Below are 18,707 nucleotides of genomic sequence, written 5' to 3' on the forward strand. Positions count from 1 at the left end.
GCGCCTCCCGTCCGTCCGTCCGGACCTGCGAGCGCTACTTGCTCGCGACCACCTCGCGCAGCAGCGCCGCGGTCTCCGACGGCGTCTTGCCGACCTTGACGCCAGCGGCCTCGAGCGCCTGCTTCTTCGCCTCGGCCGTCCCGGCGGAGCCGGACACGATCGCGCCGGCGTGGCCCATCGTCTTGCCCTCGGGCGCGGTGAAGCCCGCGACGTAGCCGACGACCGGCTTGGTGACGTGCGCCTTGATGTAGTCGGCCGCACGCTCCTCGGCGTCGCCGCCGATCTCGCCGATCATGACGATCGCCTCGGTCTCGGGGTCGGCCTCGAACGCGGCGAGCGCGTCGATGTGCGTGGTACCGATGACCGGGTCGCCGCCGATGCCGATGGCGGTCGAGAAGCCCAGGTCACGCAGCTCGTACATCATCTGGTAGGTCAGCGTGCCCGACTTCGAGACGAGCCCGATCGGGCCCTTGCCGGTGATCGTCGCCGGGGTGATGCCGACGAGCGACTCCCCGGGGGTGATGATGCCGGGGCAGTTCGGGCCGATGATGCGGGTCTTGCCACCGAGGGCCTTGGCGTGCGCCCAGAACTCCGCGGAGTCCTGCACGGGGATGCCCTCGGTGATGACGACCACGAGCGGGATCTCGGCGTCGATGGCCTCCGTCACGGCGTCCTTCGCGAACGCCGGCGGCACGAAGACGATGGAGACGTCGGCACCGGTGGTGTCGATGGCCTCGCGCACCGAGCCGAACACCGGCAGCTCGACGTCGCCGTGGGTCACGGTGGTGCCGGCCTTGCGGGCGTTGACGCCACCGACGACCTGCGTGCCGGCCTTGAGCATGAGCGCGGTGTGCTTGGTGCCCTCGCCGCCGGTGATGCCCTGGACGATGACCTTGGAGTCCTTGTTGAGGAAGATCGACATGGTCAGTCCCTTCAGGCCGCTGCGGCGGCGAGTTCGGCGGCCTGCTCGGCCGCGTCGTCCATGGTCGCGGCGACGGTGACGAGCGGGTGCGCTGCCTCCGCCAGGATCCGACGACCCTCTTCCACGTTGTTGCCGTCGAGGCGCACGACGAGCGGCTTGGTGGCCGCGTCGCCGAGGATGCCCAGCGCGGCGACGATGCCGTTCGCGACGGCGTCGCAGGCGGTGATGCCGCCGAAGACGTTCACGAAGACGCTCTTCACCTGGGGGTCGCCGAGGATGACGTCGAGGCCGTTGGCCATGACCTCGGCCGAGGCGCCGCCGCCGATGTCGAGGAAGTTGGCGGGCTTCACGCCGCCGTGGCGCTCACCGGCGTAGGCGACGACGTCGAGCGTCGACATGACGAGCCCCGCACCGTTGCCGATCACGCCGACCTGGCCGTCGAGCTTGACGTAGTTGAGACCGTGCGCCTTCGCCTTGGCCTCGAGCGGGTCCTCGCTCGCGGTGTCCTCGAGCGCCTTGTGGCCCTCGTGCCGGAAGTCGGCGTTCTCGTCGAGCGAGACCTTGCCGTCGAGCGCGAGGATCTGGCCGTCGCCCGTGCGGACGAGCGGGTTCACCTCGACGAGGGTCGCGTCCTCACCCTTGTAGACGTCGTAGAGCTTGACGAAGACGTCGGCGACCTGGTCCACGAGCTCCGCCGGGAACCCGGCCTGCTCGGCGATCGCACGACCGGCTGCGGCGTCGATGCCCGTCAGGGGGTCCACCTCGACGCGGGCGAGGGCCTCGGGCTTCTCGACGGCGAGCTGCTCGATCTCCATGCCGCCCTCGACGCTCGTGAGCGAGAGGTACGAGCGGTTCGCCCGGTCGAGCAGCACCGAGAAGTAGAACTCCTCGGCGATGTCCGCGCCCTGGGCGATCATGACCCGCTTGACCGTGTGGCCCTTGATGTCGAGGCCGAGGATCGCCTGGGCGTGCTCGTAGGCCTCGTCCGGGGTCTTGGCGACCTTGACGCCGCCGGCCTTGCCGCGACCGCCGACCTTCACCTGCGCCTTGACGACGACGACTCCGCCGATCTTCTCGGCCGCCGCCCTCGCCTCGTCCGGGGTGTCGGCGATGATCCCCTGCAACACGGGGACGCCGTAGGACTCGAAGAGGTCCCTGGCCTGGTACTCGAAAAGATCCACGCTGTTCTTCTTCCCGCACGTTCCGTGCGATCGGCATCGGTTACCCGGTCGCCACACTCACCATCGAGGGTCGCTCGATGTCGAGACAACGGCCGGCAGCCAGCCTAGCGCCGGCAGGTGGACGCGCGGTGCGCGCCCGTCACGTCGCGCGCGCACCCGTCGGTCGGGAGGCGCGGATCACCTCCGCCCCGCCCGATCCGCTGGGCGCACCCGTCGAACGGTCCCTCAGCGTCCGCCCGGCACTGTGGAACGGTGAACGACGCCCTCCGTACCCGCGCCGCCGACGTGTTCGGCTGGCACCTCCGCCCCGACCAGGAATCCGTCATCGACGCCGTGCTCGAAGGGCGTGACGCGCTCGCCGTGATGCCGACCGGATCGGGGAAGTCCGCGATCTACCAGGTCGCCGGCATCGAGCTGGACGGCGTCGTCGTCGTGGTCTCACCCCTCGTCGCGCTGCAGGAGGACCAGGTCGTCGGACTCGAGCACCACGAGGGCGCTCCCCGTGCCGTCGCGATGAACGCCTCGAGGAAGGCCCGCGCCGTCGCCGAGGCCTGGGACGCCGTCGCCGCCGGTGCGGTCGGCTACGTGTTCCTGGCGCCCGAACAGCTCGCGAAGGACGACGTGCTCGAGCGACTCCGCGACGCCGGCGTCGTGCTGCTCGCCGTCGACGAGGCCCACTGCATCTCGTCCTGGGGCCACGACTTCCGCCCGGACTACCTGGCGCTCGGCGAGGTCGCGGAGCGTCTCGGCCGTCCGCCCGTGCTCGCACTGACCGCGACCGGCTCCGCTCCGGTGCGGGACGACATCGTCGAACGACTCGGCATGCGCGACCCGTTCGTGCTCGCGTCGGGCTTCGACCGGCCCGGCATCCGGCTCGAGGTCGTCCGGCACGCCGAGGACGCCGAGAAGCGCGCGGCCGTGGTCGAGCAGGTGGCCGAGCTCGACGGCGCCACCGTGGTCTACGTCGCGACCCGTGCGGCGACCACGGAGTACGCGGACGCGCTCGCCGCCCGGGGTCGTCGGGCCCGGCCCTACCACGCCGGCATGCCGATCCGCGAGCGGGAGGCCGTGCACACCGGGTTCCTGGACGGCGACGTCGACGTCGTGGTGGCGACCAGCGCGTTCGGCATGGGCATCGACAAGCCGGACGTCCGGTACGTCGTGCACGCCGACGTGCCCGAGTCGATCGACGCCTACTACCAGGAGATCGGGCGAGCAGGACGGGACGCCGAACCCGCCGGCGCCACCCTGCACTACCGCGCCGAGGACTTCGGCCTGCGCACGTTCTTCGCGTCCGGGGCACCGCGCCCCGCTTCGGTCCGTGCCGTGTTCGACGCCGTCCCGGCCACCGGCTCGTCGCCCCGTTCGGCGGTCGAGGAGGCCTCGGGCCTCTCCGGCCGGACCGCGGGTCGCGCGCTCAACGCCCTGCTCGACGCCCGAGCCCTGCGCGAGGACGTGGACGGGATCGCCCGGGTGCCGGACGGTCCTCGGGACGCCGGCCGTGCGGCCCGTGCCGCCGCGGACCGCGCCGCCGAGCGGGAGCGGGTCGAGGAGTCCCGGATCGCGATGATGCGCCAGCTCGCCGAGACGACCGGCTGCCGGAGGCAGTTCCTGCTCGGCTACTTCGGGGACGAGCTGCCGGAACCGTGCGGGAACTGCGACACCTGTTCGTCGGGGACGGCCTACGAGGCCGCCGCACACGTCGCCGACGGCGCCAACGACACGGCCTGGCCGCCGGACGCCCGGGTCGAGCACGCCGAGTGGGGCACCGGTGTCGTGATGAGCACGGAGGAGGACCGCATCACGGTGTTCTTCGAGTCCGCCGGCTACCGCACGCTCGCGCTGGCCGACATCGAGCGGCACGACCTGCTCGAACGGCTCTGACCCGCCGGGACCGCCCGGGCGGGGAAGGCGCGGTCGCTCGACCACCCGTCGGCGACCGCGCTCCACTCCCCCGAGCACCCGCGATGCTGCCCTGGCGGCGTGACCGGCAGGTGTCCCCCGGGTGAACACGACACGAAACCGGACGCCCGTCGAGGCCTGACGGGTAGGCAGGAAGCCCGCAACGGAAAGGAACCACCATGAGCGATCCCGGCATCAGCCCCGTCGACGACTTCGAGGCCCAGCAGCGTCGCGACGACGACGTCGACCGCGAGCACGTCGGCCCGTACGAGGTGGACGAGTCCGAGGAGTCCCTCGAGACCGTCACGAACGACGCCGTCGCCGGCGAGACCGTCGAGCCGCAGCCCGGTGACGGTACCGACGACGGGCCGACCGGTGGCTCGCCGCGCGAGGGTTCCCCCGACCTGTGGGAGCACGACGACGACGAGGACCGTCCCGACCTCGGGAACGACCTCGGCACGAAGCCCCTCTGACCGACGGCCCCCACGGAGCACGGCCCAGTACGATCGGGCCGTGCTCCGTCGCGTCCAGGACAGTGTCCGCAGCCTGCCCGCCGTGGCTCGGCTGCTGGCCCTCGCATCGCTCCTGCTCGTCGCGGCCGCGGCGCACACGGGTGTCCGGTCCGGTGTGACCGACTGTGGTCCGGGTACGTACGGACCGCCGTGCGGCACGAACGTGCTCTGGGTGCCGCTGGTCGTCGCCGGGGTACTGCTCGCGGTGGTCGCCGGATCGCCGAGCCACCTCTGGCCGCTCCCGGCGATCTGGCTGGTCGCCGTCCTGGTCGCCGCCGCCACGGGGCAGGTCGGGAGCGCGGCGTTCCTCGTCGCCGCCCTGGTGGGCGGGACGCTCGCGCTCGCCGCCGCCATCGTGATCGACGTGCTCCCCCGCCTCCGCGCCGGACGGCGCGGACCACGACCGTGAGCGGTCGCCGGACGGGAGGAACGGGGCCGGGCCCGCACCGTCCCTCCAGTCCGTCCGTGGGCGGGGTCCCGGAACGCGACCTGCGTCGGTTCCTCGCCGACAGCACGCCCCTGGCCGCCGGAGGCCGGGCCATCCTGCTCCAGATCGCCGACCCCGTGGTCGCAGCGGGGGTCCGGCGGCACTCGGACTTCGCTCGACGGCCGCAGCAACGGCTCGCCCACACCCTCACGTTCGTGTACGCGGTGGTGGTCGGCACCGACGCCGACGCTGCCGTCGCGGCCGGTTTCGTGGACCGCGCCCACCGCCCGGTCGCCGGAGCCGACGACGTGGACCGGCAGCTCTGGGTGGCCGCGACCCTGTACGACTCCGCGATGCGCGCCCACGAGCTGTTCGGCACGCCAGCGGGACCCGCGCTCGCCGGACGCGTGCTCGACGCCTACGCCCCGATCGGCACCGCGCTGCGCGTGCCGGCGGACCGTTGGCCGGCGACCGTCGCCGACTTCGACCGCTACTGGACCGGCACACTCGCCGGGCTCCGCGTCACCGACGACGCCCGCGGCGTCGTGCGCGACCTGCTGCACCCCCGGTTCGCGCCGCTGTGGGTGCGGGCCGCGATGCCGCTCGTGCGGGTCGTCACCGTCGGGATGCTCCCGGACGCCCTCCGGTCGCAGTACGGCTTCGCGTGGGGGCCGCGCGAACAGCGGCGCTTCCGGCGGACCGTGCGCCGGGTGCGGGTCGCACGGGCGATCCTGCCCGGGTGGCTGCTGCGGCTACCGGGGCCGCTGCTCCTGCAGGCGATGCGGCGGTACGCGGCCGGTGGTCAGCCGGCGAGGACCCGGACGGCGTAGTCGCCGACCATCACCACGTCACCGGGTCGGGCCACGACCTGCGCGCCGCCCACGCTCGGCTCCTGCGCCCCGGACGCCCGGACCACCACCGTGCCGTTCGCGGAGCCGAGGTCCTCGACCACGAGCCCGCCGTCGCCCGTCGGCCGGATCGCCGCGTGCTCGCGCGACACCGAACGACCCGGGTCGTCGAGCAGCACCGCACGCCGTCCGGGTGCCGTCTGGACCTTGCGCCCCAGGACCACCGGCTGGTCGAGCGGCACCACGTTGCCCGGTGCGACCTCGAGCACGAGCCGCGGCACCACGCCGATCGTGGGGAGCGGCTGGTCGGTGTGCACCACGGCGTCCGGCTCGCGGTCGGACACCGGTGCGCTCGGCAGTACCCACGCCCGCGACAGGTGACCGGCCTGTCGATCGCGCTCGACCTCGGCGTGGGTGACGACCGGACGCTCCGGTGTCCCCTCGTCCTTGCGACGTCGTGCCACGGTGTACCCCTCGTTCTGGTTCTTGTCCCCACCTGGTGCGAGATGCAACGGAATCAAGTATCGTCGAACCGCCGGGGGGCTCCCGGTACATCAAATACCGCATCGGGAGGGTATGCACATGGCAAACGTCAACGTCACCTACGACGATCTCCGCAACCAGGCTTCGCAGCTGCGCAACGGCCAGAAGTCCATCGAGGACCAGCTGAGCCAGCTCAAGAGCCAGATCGACAACCTCGTGTCCTCGGGCTACGTCACCGACAAGTCGTCCAAGGCGTTCGACGCGACGTACTCGGAGTTCAACTCCGGCGCGACGCAGACGATCCAGGCGATCGACGGCATGGCCGGGTTCCTCGAGAGCGCGGCGAACACGCTCGAGTCGACGGACGAGCAGCTCGCTTCGAGCATCGGCTAGTCAGGACCAGCACGACGGTGGCCGGCGCCTGGGGGTGCCGGCCACCGCTCTCGCCGCAGGGGCGGCGTCGAACGACCAGCAACAGTAGGAATCCACCGGGGGAACCGTGGCCGGCACCATCAAGCTCGATCTCGACCTGATCGGGAATCTCGCATCCGACCTCTCGAGGCTGCACGGCGACTTCCAACACATCGCCTCTGCCGCATCCGACTACAAGACCGGCATCGGCTCGATGACGGTCGGCAGTGCGATCGACGACTTCGCCGGCAACTGGGACATCCGGCGCGGGCGCCTCCAGGAGTCGATCAAGGCCGTGGCCGAGATGGCCGAGAGCGCGCACGACGGCTTCACCCAGACCGAGGTCGAGCTCGCGAACAAGATCCTCGGGAAGGACAGCTGATGGCACGGCCCAGCGACTGGAGCGCCGTCGACATGCAGCTCGACCCGGTGCCCGGCGACCCGGCCGAGATCCGGCAGTCCGCCTCCGGTGCCCGTTCGATCGAGCAGGCCATCACCGAGCAGGTCAACCGCCTCAACAGCCTGAAGGACGGCGAGGGCTGGGAGAGCGAGTCGGGGACGAAGTTCCGCGACTCCGCCGGAGACCTCGCCGGCGCCATCGAGAAGGCCAAGGGCCGCTACACCGAGCTCGCCGCCGCGCTCGACCAGTGGGCGGACGGGCTCGAGGGGCTCCAGCGCGAGGCCGACGCAGCCCTGCTGCAGGCGCAGGATGCGCGAGACGCGCACCGCGCTGCGGCGAACCAGACCATCACGGCCGAGGCCGACAGTCCGGAACACCAAGACCAGGTCGACGCGCAGGACCGGGCACTGAGTGCGGCGCAGGGCGACATCGACGCGGCGAAGGCGATCATCCACCGGCTCGCCGGTCCCTTCGGCGAACAGGGCGAGTACGGGGAGCTGGCCGGTCGGGTCGCAGATCGCATCCGACAGGGCGCGGACGACGGGCTGAAGGACGGCTGGTTCGACCACGTGAAGCAGGCCATCCACGGGGCGCGCGGCGTGCTCAACGTCATCAAGGATGCGCTCGACGCCGTCGGCGCCGTCCTCCTGGTCGTCACCGTGGTCGCGGCCATCTTCTTCCCCGTGGCGCTCCCGGTGATCGCCGCCATCGGGCTCGCTGTGGCCGGCGCGAAGCTGCTGATCACGGCAACGCAGGCGGTGGCGGGTGACGCGAGCGCGGGGGACGTCGGCAAGGACGCCCTCGGCTTCGCACTGGCCGGGGTCGGGTTCGGTGCCGCCAAGTACGCCGGCTCCGCGATGGGGCTGCTGCGGGGCGCAGTGGGAGAGACACGTGCAGCATCGGCTGCCGCTGCGGCGCGAAACGCGAACGCCGGAGTGGGCGGCGAGCTGAGTGCGTTCCTCCGGGGTGGCGATGCCGGCATCCGGGAGGCAGAAGCGGTCGGACGGAAGCCCCTCACGGCGTTGCTCGACACGTACGTGACCGGCGGTCTGATGGAGACCGCTCAGGTCCTCAAGCTCGCGCCGGATTCCGCCCTCGCACGCGAGGCAGCGACGCGCGCAGCGCTGGCCAACGGTGTCGTCGCCGGCTCCGGACTTCCCGGTCTCCCGGATCTGCCGGAACCCGTGGTGAACGTCGTCTCCGCCGCCACGGACTGGAACGGGTACTGGAAGTCGAAGAGCGAGATCCACGTCGGTTCCCTGTGACACAGTACCGAGTCCTCTTGCCCGACGGGTGGTACCGGTACCCGGTCGACGGCGATCCGAAGCGCGCTTCGCGAGCGTTCGCCGATCGTCACCTGGTCCTCCGGGGTGGGGACGACCCGACGGCTGTGGAGGCACGGCGCCGCGCGCGCGACGACATCCGCTCCGCCTTCGGCACGATGGCGAACGCGGGGACGACGGACCTGTACTTCTTCGACGGCCAGTTCGGCGGAGTGCCGATGAACATGTTGTTCACGGTCGGTGTGGTCTACCTCGGACCGACGATCGCCGATCTCGAACTCCCTGCGGTCGCTCCGGTGCTCGGTGCATCGACGACGCTCACGGAGTTGCCCGTGGGGGAAGCACTCCGGGCGCGGTCCGAAGGAGAGATCGACGGAGGAGGATCGCTGCCGGCGTCGCTCCCCGGTGACATCGCCGCGGCGTTCCTCGCTGCATCGGGATCAGGCGGGCCAGCGAGGACGACTCGCGTGGACTACCTCCTGCCAGTGCCGCAGGAGCACGGCTCCTTCGCGCTGATCTCGTTCCAGTGCGCGGGCGATCCGTTCGTGGACGAGCGCGTTGCACACTTCGACATCCTGATGACCGGCTTCGCCTGGGACGGCGGGCGATGAAGTTCACATGGCCACCGACCGACACGCTCCGTCCACTCGACCTCGAAGCGCATCGTCGTGATCCCTCGAGTGCGCCGACGATCATCAGACTCCTCAACGAAACGGATGCAGCAGCAGCCTGGACGGTCCTCGAGGACTCGCGCGAGGTCGGCTGGGTCGCCGTCCGCACGGCCCCGCTCGACGGCCGTCCCGCCGGGGTCGCCCGGGCTGGCCTCCGTGCGCCTGATCCGATCGGGTCGATCGAGGAATCGATGCTCCCCACGAGCAGCGGCGACGCGCTGCGACTGGTCCAACGCCTCGCGCTGGAACGGCCGGACGGCGCAGCCTTCGTCGTGGTCCAAGCATCGTGGTCCTGGGTCGTGGGTGACGAGCTCGTCGTCCTCTCATCGAGCAGCGCCGAACCCGCGCTCGCCGAGCTGTTGATCGCACGCATCGACGCCCTCGCTGCGAAGATCGTCATCGATGCTTGAAACCCTTGCCCGCCCTGCCGCGTCGAGCGACCGGGCGGCCGCTGCGACCAGTGCCATGCGGCTCGTCATCGACGAGCGAGATCGGCTCGTCGTCCTCGACCAGGGCGGTGAACGAACGACGACGGACACCGTCGCCCGCGCCTGGTTCCTGAACGGCGACGTCCTCCCGAGGCACCTCGCGCCCACAGCCAGCAACGGCGCCGTGCTGATCGAGGACGTGAGCGGCAGCCTCTACCTCGTTCCGATCGACGATTGGTGGATGGCTCCCGTCTCCATCGTGCCGAAGGAACTCGCACTCCGCTCGAGCGGTCTCTCCGCGTTGCTCGATCGTTTCGGCACCGATGATCCACCGCCCGGCCACTTCGCCTCGGCCCACGTCCTGACACCCACGGATGAGCGGCGACGCCGCAGGATTCAGAAGATCCTGGTCGTCGTCATCCTGCTCGGACTCGGCGCATTCCTGACGGATGCATTCGGCCCGATCGTGCTGGCGATGACCCGCACCCCCGACGCCCCGGCCTTCGGATGGATCTCGGCCGGTGCAGCCGCCGCCAACGCATTGGTGGTGCTGGTCGTCGCCGCAGGGCGCAGGCGTCGGCCCAGGAGCGCCGACGCGCCGGCACTCCGGCCCGTGGCCGGCCCCTCCTGGTTCCGCAACGCGGCGTCGATCAGCGCGGACGACCAGGGTCTCGTCCTCGTCGACGGGCAGGGCATCGCGCAACGGTTGGCAACACCGGATCGGCATCTCGGGCCGGATGCCGTGGTGCGCGCGGCGTTCGTCCACGACGAGGACCCTCGAGTGCTGCTCATCGACGGAACGGACACCGTCCGCGCGCAGTTGCCGCTGCGTCTGTGGGCGCCGTCGCCGGACGAGGCACTCGTCCTCCGAGAGTTCCTGCAGCGTCTCGGTGTCCTTACCGTCGCATCCGACGATCTGCGCAACCAGCCCGCGCTCGCGCTTGACGAGATGCGCAGCAGCCGCGTCGGCCCGTCGTCGCTGATGCTGCCGAACGTCCTGGGCGCCGTACCCGCGTACCCGTTCCTCGCATCGTCGGCCTTCACGACGGTCGTGCTCGCCGGGGCTCGTTCGGCGGGCCCCGGGGACACCGCGACGATCGTCACGGCGCTGTTCGCCGCCATCGCGGTCGCAACGGTCGCCGCGGTCTTCGTCGTCGAATCGAGTTCGCGCCTCCCCGTCGCTCGCATCCGTCCGGAACAGCACGGACGTCCGGACCAGCCAGCGCTCACCCGACGCCACCTCGTCGCTGTGGGCATCCCGTTCATCGGAGCAGCTGTCGCCGTCTGGTACTTCGAGCAGGGCAACATCTTCTCTGCGACCAGCCTCCTGCTCCTGGTGCTCGCCGTCCCACTGGTCTCGTGGCTGACGTTCCGTCGCCGTCGCGCAGAGCGGGGAAAGGCACCGGTCGGGCTCGGACGGTGGATCGTGATCGGAGCCCCGAGAGGAGACGAATGACTCGCCTGCTGTGGAACTACAACCGCGCGTGGACGCTGCTCGACGACGAGGGTCAGATCGACGACGTCACCGACGCAGCGGTGGAGCACGCTCTCGCGCAGGCGAAGCAGCGGCCGAAGCGTCGAGAACGCACGGTGCTCCGAACGGTCGTGCGCGACATCGCCGCCTTCCAGACCGCGGCGAAGGCGGAGACCTGCTTCGTGCTCTCGACCACGGCGCCGACGGTCCGAGCGATCGCGTACACGGTCGTGCACACCGTCGCCGGTGTCGACCGCGCGGACACCTTCATCGACGACGCTCGTGCACCGCGGGCGTCCGGCATCGGCGACGCCAGTGTCGGGACACTGGATCTGCCCCTCGGCAGAGCAACGCTCGTGGAGATGCGGGAACGCAGCACCGGCGGCCGGGGGCGGCCGGTGATGCAGGTCGTTCGTGCGATCATCCCCATCGTCGACGGCCTGAACGAGCTCACGGTGGTCGTGTCCTTCTTCGTCCCGGACGAGAACGACAGCGCCCTCGCTCGGCCCATGCTCGATGAGCTCCTCCGCGACCTGCGCATCGACTGGGGGTGAGCGTCATCGACGGGGCGGAGACGGTCGCCCACGCGGCCGTGCTGAGCGACCGACGCGCCGCGCGGGGTCAGCTGGAGTCACTCGCTGTCGTGGACGACCGCTTGTACGGCGTGCGGTCGACGGGCCACCTCGCGCTCACCGGGCGGATCGTGGCCGCTTGGGCCCTCGACTGGTCGGACGTCCCGCGCTCGATCGTCGCGAGTCCCGGCAACGGAGCCGTCGCGATCCGCGACGAGCACGGACGCGAGTTCATCGTGCCGATCGACGACTGGTGGATCATGGCGTCGAGCCCGACGCTCTTGTCCACCGCACTCGATTCGAGCGGTCTCGCGTTGCTGATCCAGCGGTACGGAGCATCGGCAACGCTCAACGGAACCCCACGTCCCACGGTCATCCTTCCTCGGCCACCGGCGTTCTTCACCCGTGCCGAGCTCCTCGTGCGCGTGGCGGTCCTCGGGGGTGGTGCGCTCATCCCGCTCTCCGTCGCCTCCGCCCTCGTCGTGGCAGCGACGGCGCATCGCCTGCTCTGGGAGTTGTGGAGCCTCCCACAGATCGCGGCATCGATCGCTGTCGTCGTCGCTGCCTTCTCGGTGATCATCGGCAGGCGACGGATCACGAGGGAACCGACTGACGCGGTCCGACCACACGGACCAGCTTGGTTCACGAGTACGGCATCGCTGTCGGTCAACGGTGGTCAGCAGCTGGAGCTCACGGACGGCCAGGGCATGTGGCGCCGTCGGGAGACTCCCGGTTCGACGCTGTCCCCGATGGCGGTCAGCCGTGTGGTGTTCACCGAAGACGCTCGTCGCACTGCTCTGCTGGTCGACGGCTCCGGTACCGTTCGCGCAGAACTGGATGCAGCGACCTGGTACCCGGACGGACCCGACCAGCTGACGGCGTTCTTCAACGCATCCGGCATCCTGACGGCGCATCAACCGGACGTGCGGTCTTCTCCGGCGCAGCGCCTCGACACCCGATCCAGCCTGGACATCGCGAAGGGATCACTGTCGTCCTGCAACGAGCTCGGGGTCGCACGGGTGACGCCGGTCCTCGTCGCAACCATGTTGCCGGTCCTGGGTTCTGCGACGTCGTTCGCCGCGGGACTGCCCTGGGCCGGTGCACTGTGCCTCGCGCTCGCTGCGACGAACGTCGGCCTCACCTGCTGGCTGGGCTGGACGGAGACGTCTGTGCGCGTCGGCGACCCGACGAGAGTCGCGGTCGACAAGCCCAACCGGATGAGCGGACGGTCCGCAGCGCTGACGATCGTCGTGCTGGCTTCGCTGCTGACCCTGCTCTGGACCGTTCCGGCCCAGCGCTGGGACCTCGTCGTCGCAGCCGTCTTGCTCGCGATGGCCCTCCCCGGTCTCACTTGGGTGGCGTACCGGCGTCGAGCACTGATCAACGGGAGCGGCCCACTGGCGCTCCACCGGTGGTGGCTCAGCGGCGCATCACGAGGAGAGAAATCATGAAGAACCTGCACTTCCGGCCGATCGACGCCTGGACGTTCATCGAGCCCGGGGCGCCGGATGAAGTCGGGACGGCCGCTGCCACTCGCGCGGTGAGCTTCGCGGAGACGGCCGTGTCGTCGAGGGACCGTGCCCGCCTCGTGCGCGAGTTCAGCGACCTTGCTCGGTACCGCGACACGTTCGAGGCGCCGGACTTCGCCGTCCTCACCACGAACAGACCGTCAGTGCACGTCATCGCGCACACCGCGGTGCACTACCTCGTCGGAGACGGAGCGGCCGACTTCGTGATCGACGACTCCTGGGCGGAGCGCCGCGATGGATCGCTCACTGCTGACCCCGAGATCACGACGACACGCGCCGCGCTGGGTACCGCCACACGGATCCTGCTCAGACACACTTCGGAACCGAGCAGGTTCCTCCGGAGACGATCCGTCAAGACCTCGGTCCGATGGGTGCAGCCGTTCTCCGACGAATCGCTCTCCCGCACGGCCGTGCTCACATCGGTGATCGCGCACGAGAGCAACGTCGATCTCGCGCTGCCGCACGTGGACCGGCTCGCGCTCAGCCTCGAACTCCGGGAGACGTCATGAGCGGCGCCGCGGACCCGACGCCCGTCGGCCTCCCCGACCTCGAGGGCCTCGCTGGCGCGGACTGGTTGGTCGTCCCGCTGCCGGAGGATGTCCGGGGCAAGCCGAAGCGCTGGGCGAACTCGACCACCTACCGGCTCTTCCCCTGGTACGTGCGACCGTTCAAGACCGTGGAGGTCATCTTGACCGCTAGGTCGCTCGAGCAGCACTGCAGGATGAGCGCGCCCGACCTCCGGTTCGCGTTCTTCCGCCCGCAAATCACATCCCCGACGGACACGACGACCGTCTCCGTCACCGCGACCGGAGACAGACTGGACGGTACCGGCATCCCGCCCTTCGAGGGCCTCCGCGCCGGCGCCCAGACGGTGTGGGAGCAGACAGCGGAGACGTGGCCGTTCGTCGATGCGACGGGAGCCGTGGTCGCGCGCTGCTGGCGTTTCCGATCCGGCACCCTGACCATCACGGTCACCGGTCTCGGCGATCATGCTGCGGCCTTCACTGCCGCTGAGGCGTCCCTGGAGGCGTTCGTCCGACGCATCCACAACGCGAGGTGAGCGCTGGGGCTGGACGCGTCGCAGGTGAGCCGACCCGTTCCCCCGCACCGCGCCTCCAGTCCGACCGCCCATCCACAAGCCGGACGCAACCCGGCCTGCGCGGCGCAGGAACCTGCGAGAATCGACCCATGAGCGGCAGCACGACGCTGCGGGGGGCCTCGACGGGGTGCTCCGCGACGACCAGGACCCACGACGTGGCAGGTGCCACGTGCGCCTGACGTTCACCGCGACCCACCTGCCGACCGACGCCACCGCGGACTTCGTGGTCGAGTGCGACGAGGACACCGTCCTCGGCGAGGTCGTCGAGATCGTCGCCCGTCGCTTCGGCCTGAGCGCCGAGTCCATCGTCGAGGTCGCGGTCGACGCCGTCCCGACGACCCCGCACGCCCGGCTCGGTGACGGCGTCCTGCTCGAGGGGTCCCGCCTGACCTTCGGCGCCCCCGCGCCGGTCCTCCCGCTGCCGGCCGACCTGCCGAGCGTCCGCATCGTGGGCGGGCCCGGTGCCGGCACGGTCGTGGTGCTGGACGCGGGCATCGCGCACGTCGGTTCCGCTCCGGACGCCACGGTGCACCTGCCGGACCGCACCGCCCCGGAGTACGCGGCGATCCTGCGCCTCGACCTCAACCGGCGGTTCTCGATCATCCCGACGCGCGGCTCGCGCGTCCTCCTCGACGGCACGGAGCTCGACGAGGAGACGCCCGTCGAACCCGGCAGCGTCGTCACGATCGGCGACACGCTGCTGTCGGTCGCGGTCCCGGACGCCGACCGGGCGGCGATCACGCTGACACCAGGTGGCGGGACGCTCGACTACACCCGGCCGCCGCGCCTGCTGCCGGAGGAGACCCCGACGGTCTTCAAGCTGCCGGCGGCGCCGGGGCAGCAGTCGCGCCGCTCCATCCCGATCATCGCGGCGCTCGCGCCGCTCGGCATGGCGGCCGTGATGATCTCGATCTTCCACAACGTCGCGTACCTGGCCTTCGGCCTCATGTCGCCGATCATCATGTTCGGCAACGCCTGGTGGGACCGCCGCAACGGCAAGAAGACGCACCGGCAGCGGGTGGCCGAGTACGAGGAGACGAAGAAGGCGGTCGAGGCGGACGCCCTGGAGGCAGTGGTCCGGTACCAGCGCGAGTCACGCACCAGCGCGCCCGACCCGGCGACGGTGCTCGACATCGCCCTGCGCCGTCGCGCCCGGCTGTGGGAGCGTCGGCGGACCGACCCCGACTACCTCACGCTGCGCGTCGGCACGGCGGACGTGCCGTCGGGCGTCGTGCTCGAGGACCCGGCAGCGCTGGAGCACCGGCGGGCGGTCGACAAGCTGGCCGAGGACGTGCCGGTCGTGGTCGACCTCGGCGAGCAGGGGGTGGTCGGTGTCGCCGGACGCGACGAGCACACCAGGCACCTCACGTCGTGGCTCGTGGCGCAGCTCGCGGTGCTGCAGAGCCCGCGGGACACCCAGTTCGTGGTGCTCACCGACGCGCAGTCCGCCGACGAGTGGGCGTGGCTGCGATGGGTGCCGCAGGCGCGACCGGGCTTCGGGCAGGACGCCGTCATCGCGATCGGCAACGACGCCGAGACGCTGGGCGCGCGGGTCGCCGAGATCGGGCAGCTCATCGACGCACGGCAGCGGGCGATGCGCGAGTCGAACGTGCGGGGGATCCCCGGTCCCGACGTGGTCGTGGTGCTCGACGGCGCTCGACGGCTGCGCGCACTGCCGGGCCTGATCCGCATCCTCAAGGAGGGCCCAGCGGTCGGCGTCCGGGCGATCTGCATCGAGGAAGAGGCACGCCTGCTGCCCGAGGAGTGCTCGGTCGTCGTCACGGTGGGTCCGGAGCGCATCCGTGTCGCCGCCCAGCGTCAGGCGACGGTCACCGACGTCCGACCGGACCGCATCCCGGACGGCTGGTTCGAGACCGTCGCCCGGGCGGTGGCGCCGATGGTCGACGCCGACGACGAGAGCGATGCCGGTGGGCTGCCGTCGTCGTCGCGGCTGCTCGACGTGATGCTGCTGGAACCGCCGACGGCGCGGGCGATCACGGGCAAGTGGAACGTGCGTGCGCGCACCACCGAGGTGGTCGTGGGCGAGAGCCTGGACGGCCCGTTCGCGTTCGACCTCCGCAAGGACGGCCCGCACGGCCTGGTCGCCGGCACGACGGGGTCGGGGAAGTCCGAGCTGCTGCAGACGATCGTCGCGTCCCTGGCGGCGACGAACACCCCGGAGGGCATGAACTTCGTCCTCATCGACTACAAGGGCGGTGCGGCGTTCCGCGACTTCGCGCCGCTGCCGCACACGGTCGGCATGGTGACGGACCTCGACACGCACCTGGTGGAACGCGCCCTCGAGTCGCTCGGCGCCGAGCTCCGTCGCCGCGAGCACCTGCTGGCCGACGCCGCCGCGAAGGACATCGAGGACTACGTCGACCGCCTCGTCCGCGGTGAGCCGCTGCCGCCGATGCCGCGCCTGCTCATCGTGATCGACGAGTTCGCGAGTCTCGTGCGCGAACTCCCGGACTTCGTCACCGGCCTGGTCAACATCGCACAGCGGGGACGGTCGCTCGGCATCCACCTCATCCTCGCCACGCAGCGTCCGACGGGTGTCGTGTCGAACGACATCCGCGCCAACACGAACCTCCGGATCGCGCTCCGGGTCACGGACTCGAGCGAGAGCACCGATGTCATCGACGCCGGTGACGCGGCGCAGATCCAGAAGAGCACGCCCGGCCGCGGGTACATCCGGCTCGGGGCCGGCGCGCTGCTGCCGTTCCAGGCCGGTCGGGTGGGCGGCCGGCGTCCGGGGCTGTCGACCGGACGCAAGCAGGTCTGGGCCGGAGCCGTCTCGTGGTCGTCGCTCGGCACCACCCCGCCGGCACCACCGAAGTCGAAGGAGCTGCAGGCAGAGGAACGCACCGACCTGCAGGAGCTGGTCGGTGCGGTGGCCGAGGCGGCGACCGAGCTCGGTGGACCGGCCCCCTACCGTCCGTGGCTCGACGCCCTGCCGGAGACGCTGCTCTTCACCGACCTGAACGACCGGGCCTGGGAGCTCGACGACAGCAGCACGACCGATGCCCGGGTCGGCCCGCTGCCCTTCGCGCTGCAGGACTTCCCGGCCGAGCAGGCGCAGCGGGTCCGGAGCCTCGACCTCGACTCGGACGGGCACCTCTACGTGGTGGGTGCTCCACGGAGCGGTCGGTCGCAGGTGCTCCGCACGATCGCCGCCGCGGTCGCGCGGAACACCTCGGCAGCCGACGTCCACGTGTACGCGCTCGACTGCGGCAACGGAGCGCTGCTGCCGATCCAGGCCCTCCCGCACGCCGGCGCCGTCGTGCAGCGTGTGCAGACCGAACGCGCGCAGCGTCTCCTCACGAAGCTCACCCAGGAGCTCGCCCGCCGGCAGCAGGTCCTCGCCGACGGCGGGTTCGCGAGCATCGTCGAGCAGCGCGCGGCGGCGGTCGTGCCCGCCGACCGGCTCCCCCACATCGTGTTCATGCTCGACCGGTGGGAAGGGTTCGTCGGCTCGCTCGGCGAACTCGACCACGGCGCACCGACGGACCAGGTGATGACCCTCCTGCGCGAAGGGGCGAGCGTCGGCATCCACCTGGTCGTCACCGGGGACCGTCAGCTCCTGTCGAGCCGGATGGCGACCCTGGTCGAGGACAAGCTCGTCCTCCGGCTCTCCGACCGCGGTGACTACGGCCTCGCGTCGCTCAACCCCCGCAAGCTGCCCGAGCAGGTCCCGGACGGACGGGCGTTCGCGTCGGAGTCCGCCACCGAGACGCAGATCGCCCTGCTCGCCGCCGCCGGCACCGGTCAGTCGCAGGCCGCGGCGATCACCGCGCTCGCGACCTTCGCGACCGAGCGCGACCGCGCGGTCGAGCGTGCCCGTCGGCCGTTCCGCGTCGACCAGCTGTCCGGGCCGGTGCCGTTCGACCGGGCGTGGGAGATGCGCGACGACGACGCCGCCCTGTTCGGCCTCGTCGGCATCGGCGGGGACGACCTCACCGCCATCGGGCCGGACCTCGCGGCCGCGGGCTCGTTCGTCGTGGGCGGTCCCGCGAAGTCCGGTCGGAGCTCCGTCCTGCTGTCGATCGCACGGTCGGTGCTGCGCGAGGGGGGCGAGATCGTGCTCGTCACCCCGCGGCAGTCGCCCCTGCGCGCCCTCGCGTCCGAACCCGGCGTCCTCGGCGCGCACGAGGGCGTCGACGTCACCGAGGCCGACCTCGCGCCGCTGTTCGACGGGCAACCCGGCCGCCGGGTCCTCGTCATCGACGATGCCGAGCTCGTCAAGGACGCACCCGCGAAGAGCTGGCTGCAGGGCTTCGTGAAGAGCGCGGCGGACAACGGCCAGGCGATCGTCGCGGCGGGGTTGACGGCCGAGTTCGGCGTCGGGTTCACGGGCTGGCAGGTGGACATGAAACGACGTCGGTCTGGCGCCCTCCTCAGCCCGCAGGCGATCACCGAGGGCGACCTGCTCGGCATGCGCCTGCCGCGCAGCAGCATCGTCGAACGTGTGCAGGTCGGCTCCGCGCTGGTGCACCTCGGCGACGGCGAACTGGTGTCGGTGCAGGTTCCGGTCCCCTGATCGCACCCCGGTTCTTGTCACACTG

Annotated in this window: 19 protein-coding genes; 15 read left to right on the forward strand and 4 right to left on the reverse strand. The window is 71.2% G+C overall.

Annotated features, from left to right (window positions below; translation table 11 throughout):
- Positions 1 to 34 precede the first annotated feature (34 nt).
- Both sucD and sucC read right to left on the reverse strand, forming a co-directional pair.
- The gene (gene sucD / locus BIV03_RS04050) at positions 35 to 922 is read right to left on the reverse strand and encodes a succinate--CoA ligase subunit alpha (protein ID WP_071294764.1); all 888 of its coding nucleotides are present in this window, start codon (positions 920 to 922) and stop codon (positions 35 to 37) included.
- An 11-nt stretch (positions 923 to 933) separates the two neighbouring features.
- Positions 934 to 2,103, reverse strand: a complete 1,170-nt coding sequence (sucC, locus tag BIV03_RS04055; protein ID WP_070417747.1) for an ADP-forming succinate--CoA ligase subunit beta — start codon at positions 2,101 to 2,103, stop codon at positions 934 to 936.
- A 252-nt stretch (positions 2,104 to 2,355) separates the two neighbouring features.
- On the opposite strand from sucC, the gene BIV03_RS04060 reads away from it, so the two are divergent.
- From BIV03_RS04060 to BIV03_RS04075, 4 genes are all read left to right on the forward strand, one after another.
- Positions 2,356 to 3,987 carry a RecQ family ATP-dependent DNA helicase gene (locus BIV03_RS04060; protein WP_071294765.1) on the forward strand — a complete coding sequence of 544 codons (1,632 nt, stop codon included), beginning with the start codon at positions 2,356 to 2,358 and terminating at the stop codon, positions 3,985 to 3,987.
- 197 nt (positions 3,988 to 4,184) lie between these two features.
- Positions 4,185 to 4,478, forward strand: a complete 294-nt coding sequence (locus BIV03_RS04065; protein ID WP_070417745.1) for a hypothetical protein — start codon at positions 4,185 to 4,187, stop codon at positions 4,476 to 4,478.
- Between the two features lie 40 nt (positions 4,479 to 4,518).
- On the forward strand, positions 4,519 to 4,926 hold the full coding sequence (locus BIV03_RS04070) for a hypothetical protein (protein WP_071294766.1): 408 nt from the start codon (positions 4,519 to 4,521) through the stop codon (positions 4,924 to 4,926).
- Between the two features lie 56 nt (positions 4,927 to 4,982).
- Positions 4,983 to 5,774, forward strand: a complete 792-nt coding sequence (locus tag BIV03_RS04075; protein ID WP_083403190.1) for an oxygenase MpaB family protein — start codon at positions 4,983 to 4,985, stop codon at positions 5,772 to 5,774.
- Here BIV03_RS04075 and BIV03_RS04080 read toward each other — a convergent pair.
- Entirely contained in the window at positions 5,747 to 6,304 is a 558-nt protein-coding gene (locus BIV03_RS04080; protein ID WP_175473636.1) for an FHA domain-containing protein, read from the reverse strand. The genes BIV03_RS04075 and BIV03_RS04080 overlap by 28 nt on opposite strands.
- 70 nt (positions 6,305 to 6,374) lie before the next feature.
- Here BIV03_RS04080 and BIV03_RS04085 point away from each other — a divergent pair, with 70 nt between their 5' ends.
- The 7 genes from BIV03_RS04085 (at position 6,375) to BIV03_RS04115 (ending at position 11,496) form a co-directional block, all read left to right on the forward strand.
- Positions 6,375 to 6,668 (forward strand): WXG100 family type VII secretion target, encoded by a 294-nt coding sequence (locus tag BIV03_RS04085; protein WP_070417742.1) that lies wholly within the window; start codon positions 6,375 to 6,377, stop codon positions 6,666 to 6,668.
- A gap of 106 nt (positions 6,669 to 6,774) precedes the next feature.
- Complete coding sequence (locus tag BIV03_RS04090; RefSeq protein WP_071294767.1) at positions 6,775 to 7,068, forward strand: hypothetical protein; 294 nt, start codon at positions 6,775 to 6,777, stop codon at positions 7,066 to 7,068.
- Complete coding sequence (locus BIV03_RS04095) at positions 7,068 to 8,351, forward strand: WXG100 family type VII secretion target (RefSeq protein WP_071294768.1); 1,284 nt, start codon at positions 7,068 to 7,070, stop codon at positions 8,349 to 8,351. Before BIV03_RS04090 ends, BIV03_RS04095 begins: the two co-directional genes overlap by 1 nt.
- 17 nt (positions 8,352 to 8,368) lie before the next feature.
- Positions 8,369 to 8,980 (forward strand): hypothetical protein, encoded by a 612-nt coding sequence (locus BIV03_RS04100; RefSeq protein ID WP_139199217.1) that lies wholly within the window; start codon positions 8,369 to 8,371, stop codon positions 8,978 to 8,980.
- Positions 8,977 to 9,450 carry a hypothetical protein gene (locus BIV03_RS04105; RefSeq protein WP_071294770.1) on the forward strand — a complete coding sequence of 158 codons (474 nt, stop codon included), beginning with the start codon at positions 8,977 to 8,979 and terminating at the stop codon, positions 9,448 to 9,450. Before BIV03_RS04100 ends, BIV03_RS04105 begins: the two co-directional genes overlap by 4 nt.
- A complete protein-coding gene (locus BIV03_RS04110; protein WP_139199218.1) occupies positions 9,443 to 10,924 on the forward strand; it encodes a hypothetical protein in 1,482 nt (493 codons plus the stop codon). Before BIV03_RS04105 ends, BIV03_RS04110 begins: the two co-directional genes overlap by 8 nt.
- The gene (locus BIV03_RS04115) at positions 10,921 to 11,496 is read left to right on the forward strand and encodes a hypothetical protein (RefSeq protein ID WP_071294772.1); all 576 of its coding nucleotides are present in this window, start codon (positions 10,921 to 10,923) and stop codon (positions 11,494 to 11,496) included. The genes BIV03_RS04110 and BIV03_RS04115 overlap by 4 nt, the downstream gene beginning before the upstream one ends.
- Positions 11,497 to 11,563: 67 nt before the next feature.
- On the opposite strand, the gene BIV03_RS20025 is transcribed toward BIV03_RS04115, so the two are convergent.
- Entirely contained in the window at positions 11,564 to 11,803 is a 240-nt protein-coding gene (locus tag BIV03_RS20025) for a hypothetical protein (protein WP_139199219.1), read from the reverse strand.
- Between the two features lie 193 nt (positions 11,804 to 11,996).
- Between BIV03_RS20025 and BIV03_RS04120 the strand changes: the two genes are divergently transcribed.
- The 4 genes from BIV03_RS04120 to BIV03_RS04135 all read left to right on the forward strand — a co-directional run bounded on the left by BIV03_RS04120 (position 11,997) and on the right by BIV03_RS04135 (position 18,682).
- The gene (locus BIV03_RS04120; protein WP_139199220.1) at positions 11,997 to 12,965 is read left to right on the forward strand and encodes a hypothetical protein; all 969 of its coding nucleotides are present in this window, start codon (positions 11,997 to 11,999) and stop codon (positions 12,963 to 12,965) included.
- A complete protein-coding gene (locus BIV03_RS04125; RefSeq protein WP_071294774.1) occupies positions 12,962 to 13,552 on the forward strand; it encodes a hypothetical protein in 591 nt (196 codons plus the stop codon). Before BIV03_RS04120 ends, BIV03_RS04125 begins: the two co-directional genes overlap by 4 nt.
- Entirely contained in the window at positions 13,549 to 14,103 is a 555-nt protein-coding gene (locus BIV03_RS04130; protein ID WP_071294775.1) for a hypothetical protein, read from the forward strand. Before BIV03_RS04125 ends, BIV03_RS04130 begins: the two co-directional genes overlap by 4 nt.
- 208 nt (positions 14,104 to 14,311) lie before the next feature.
- Entirely contained in the window at positions 14,312 to 18,682 is a 4,371-nt protein-coding gene (locus tag BIV03_RS04135; protein ID WP_071294776.1) for an FtsK/SpoIIIE domain-containing protein, read from the forward strand.
- Positions 18,683 to 18,707 lie beyond the last annotated feature (25 nt).

This window comes from Curtobacterium sp. MCBA15_016 (assembly GCF_001865105.1).
Lineage (GTDB): Bacteria > Actinomycetota > Actinomycetes > Actinomycetales > Microbacteriaceae > Curtobacterium.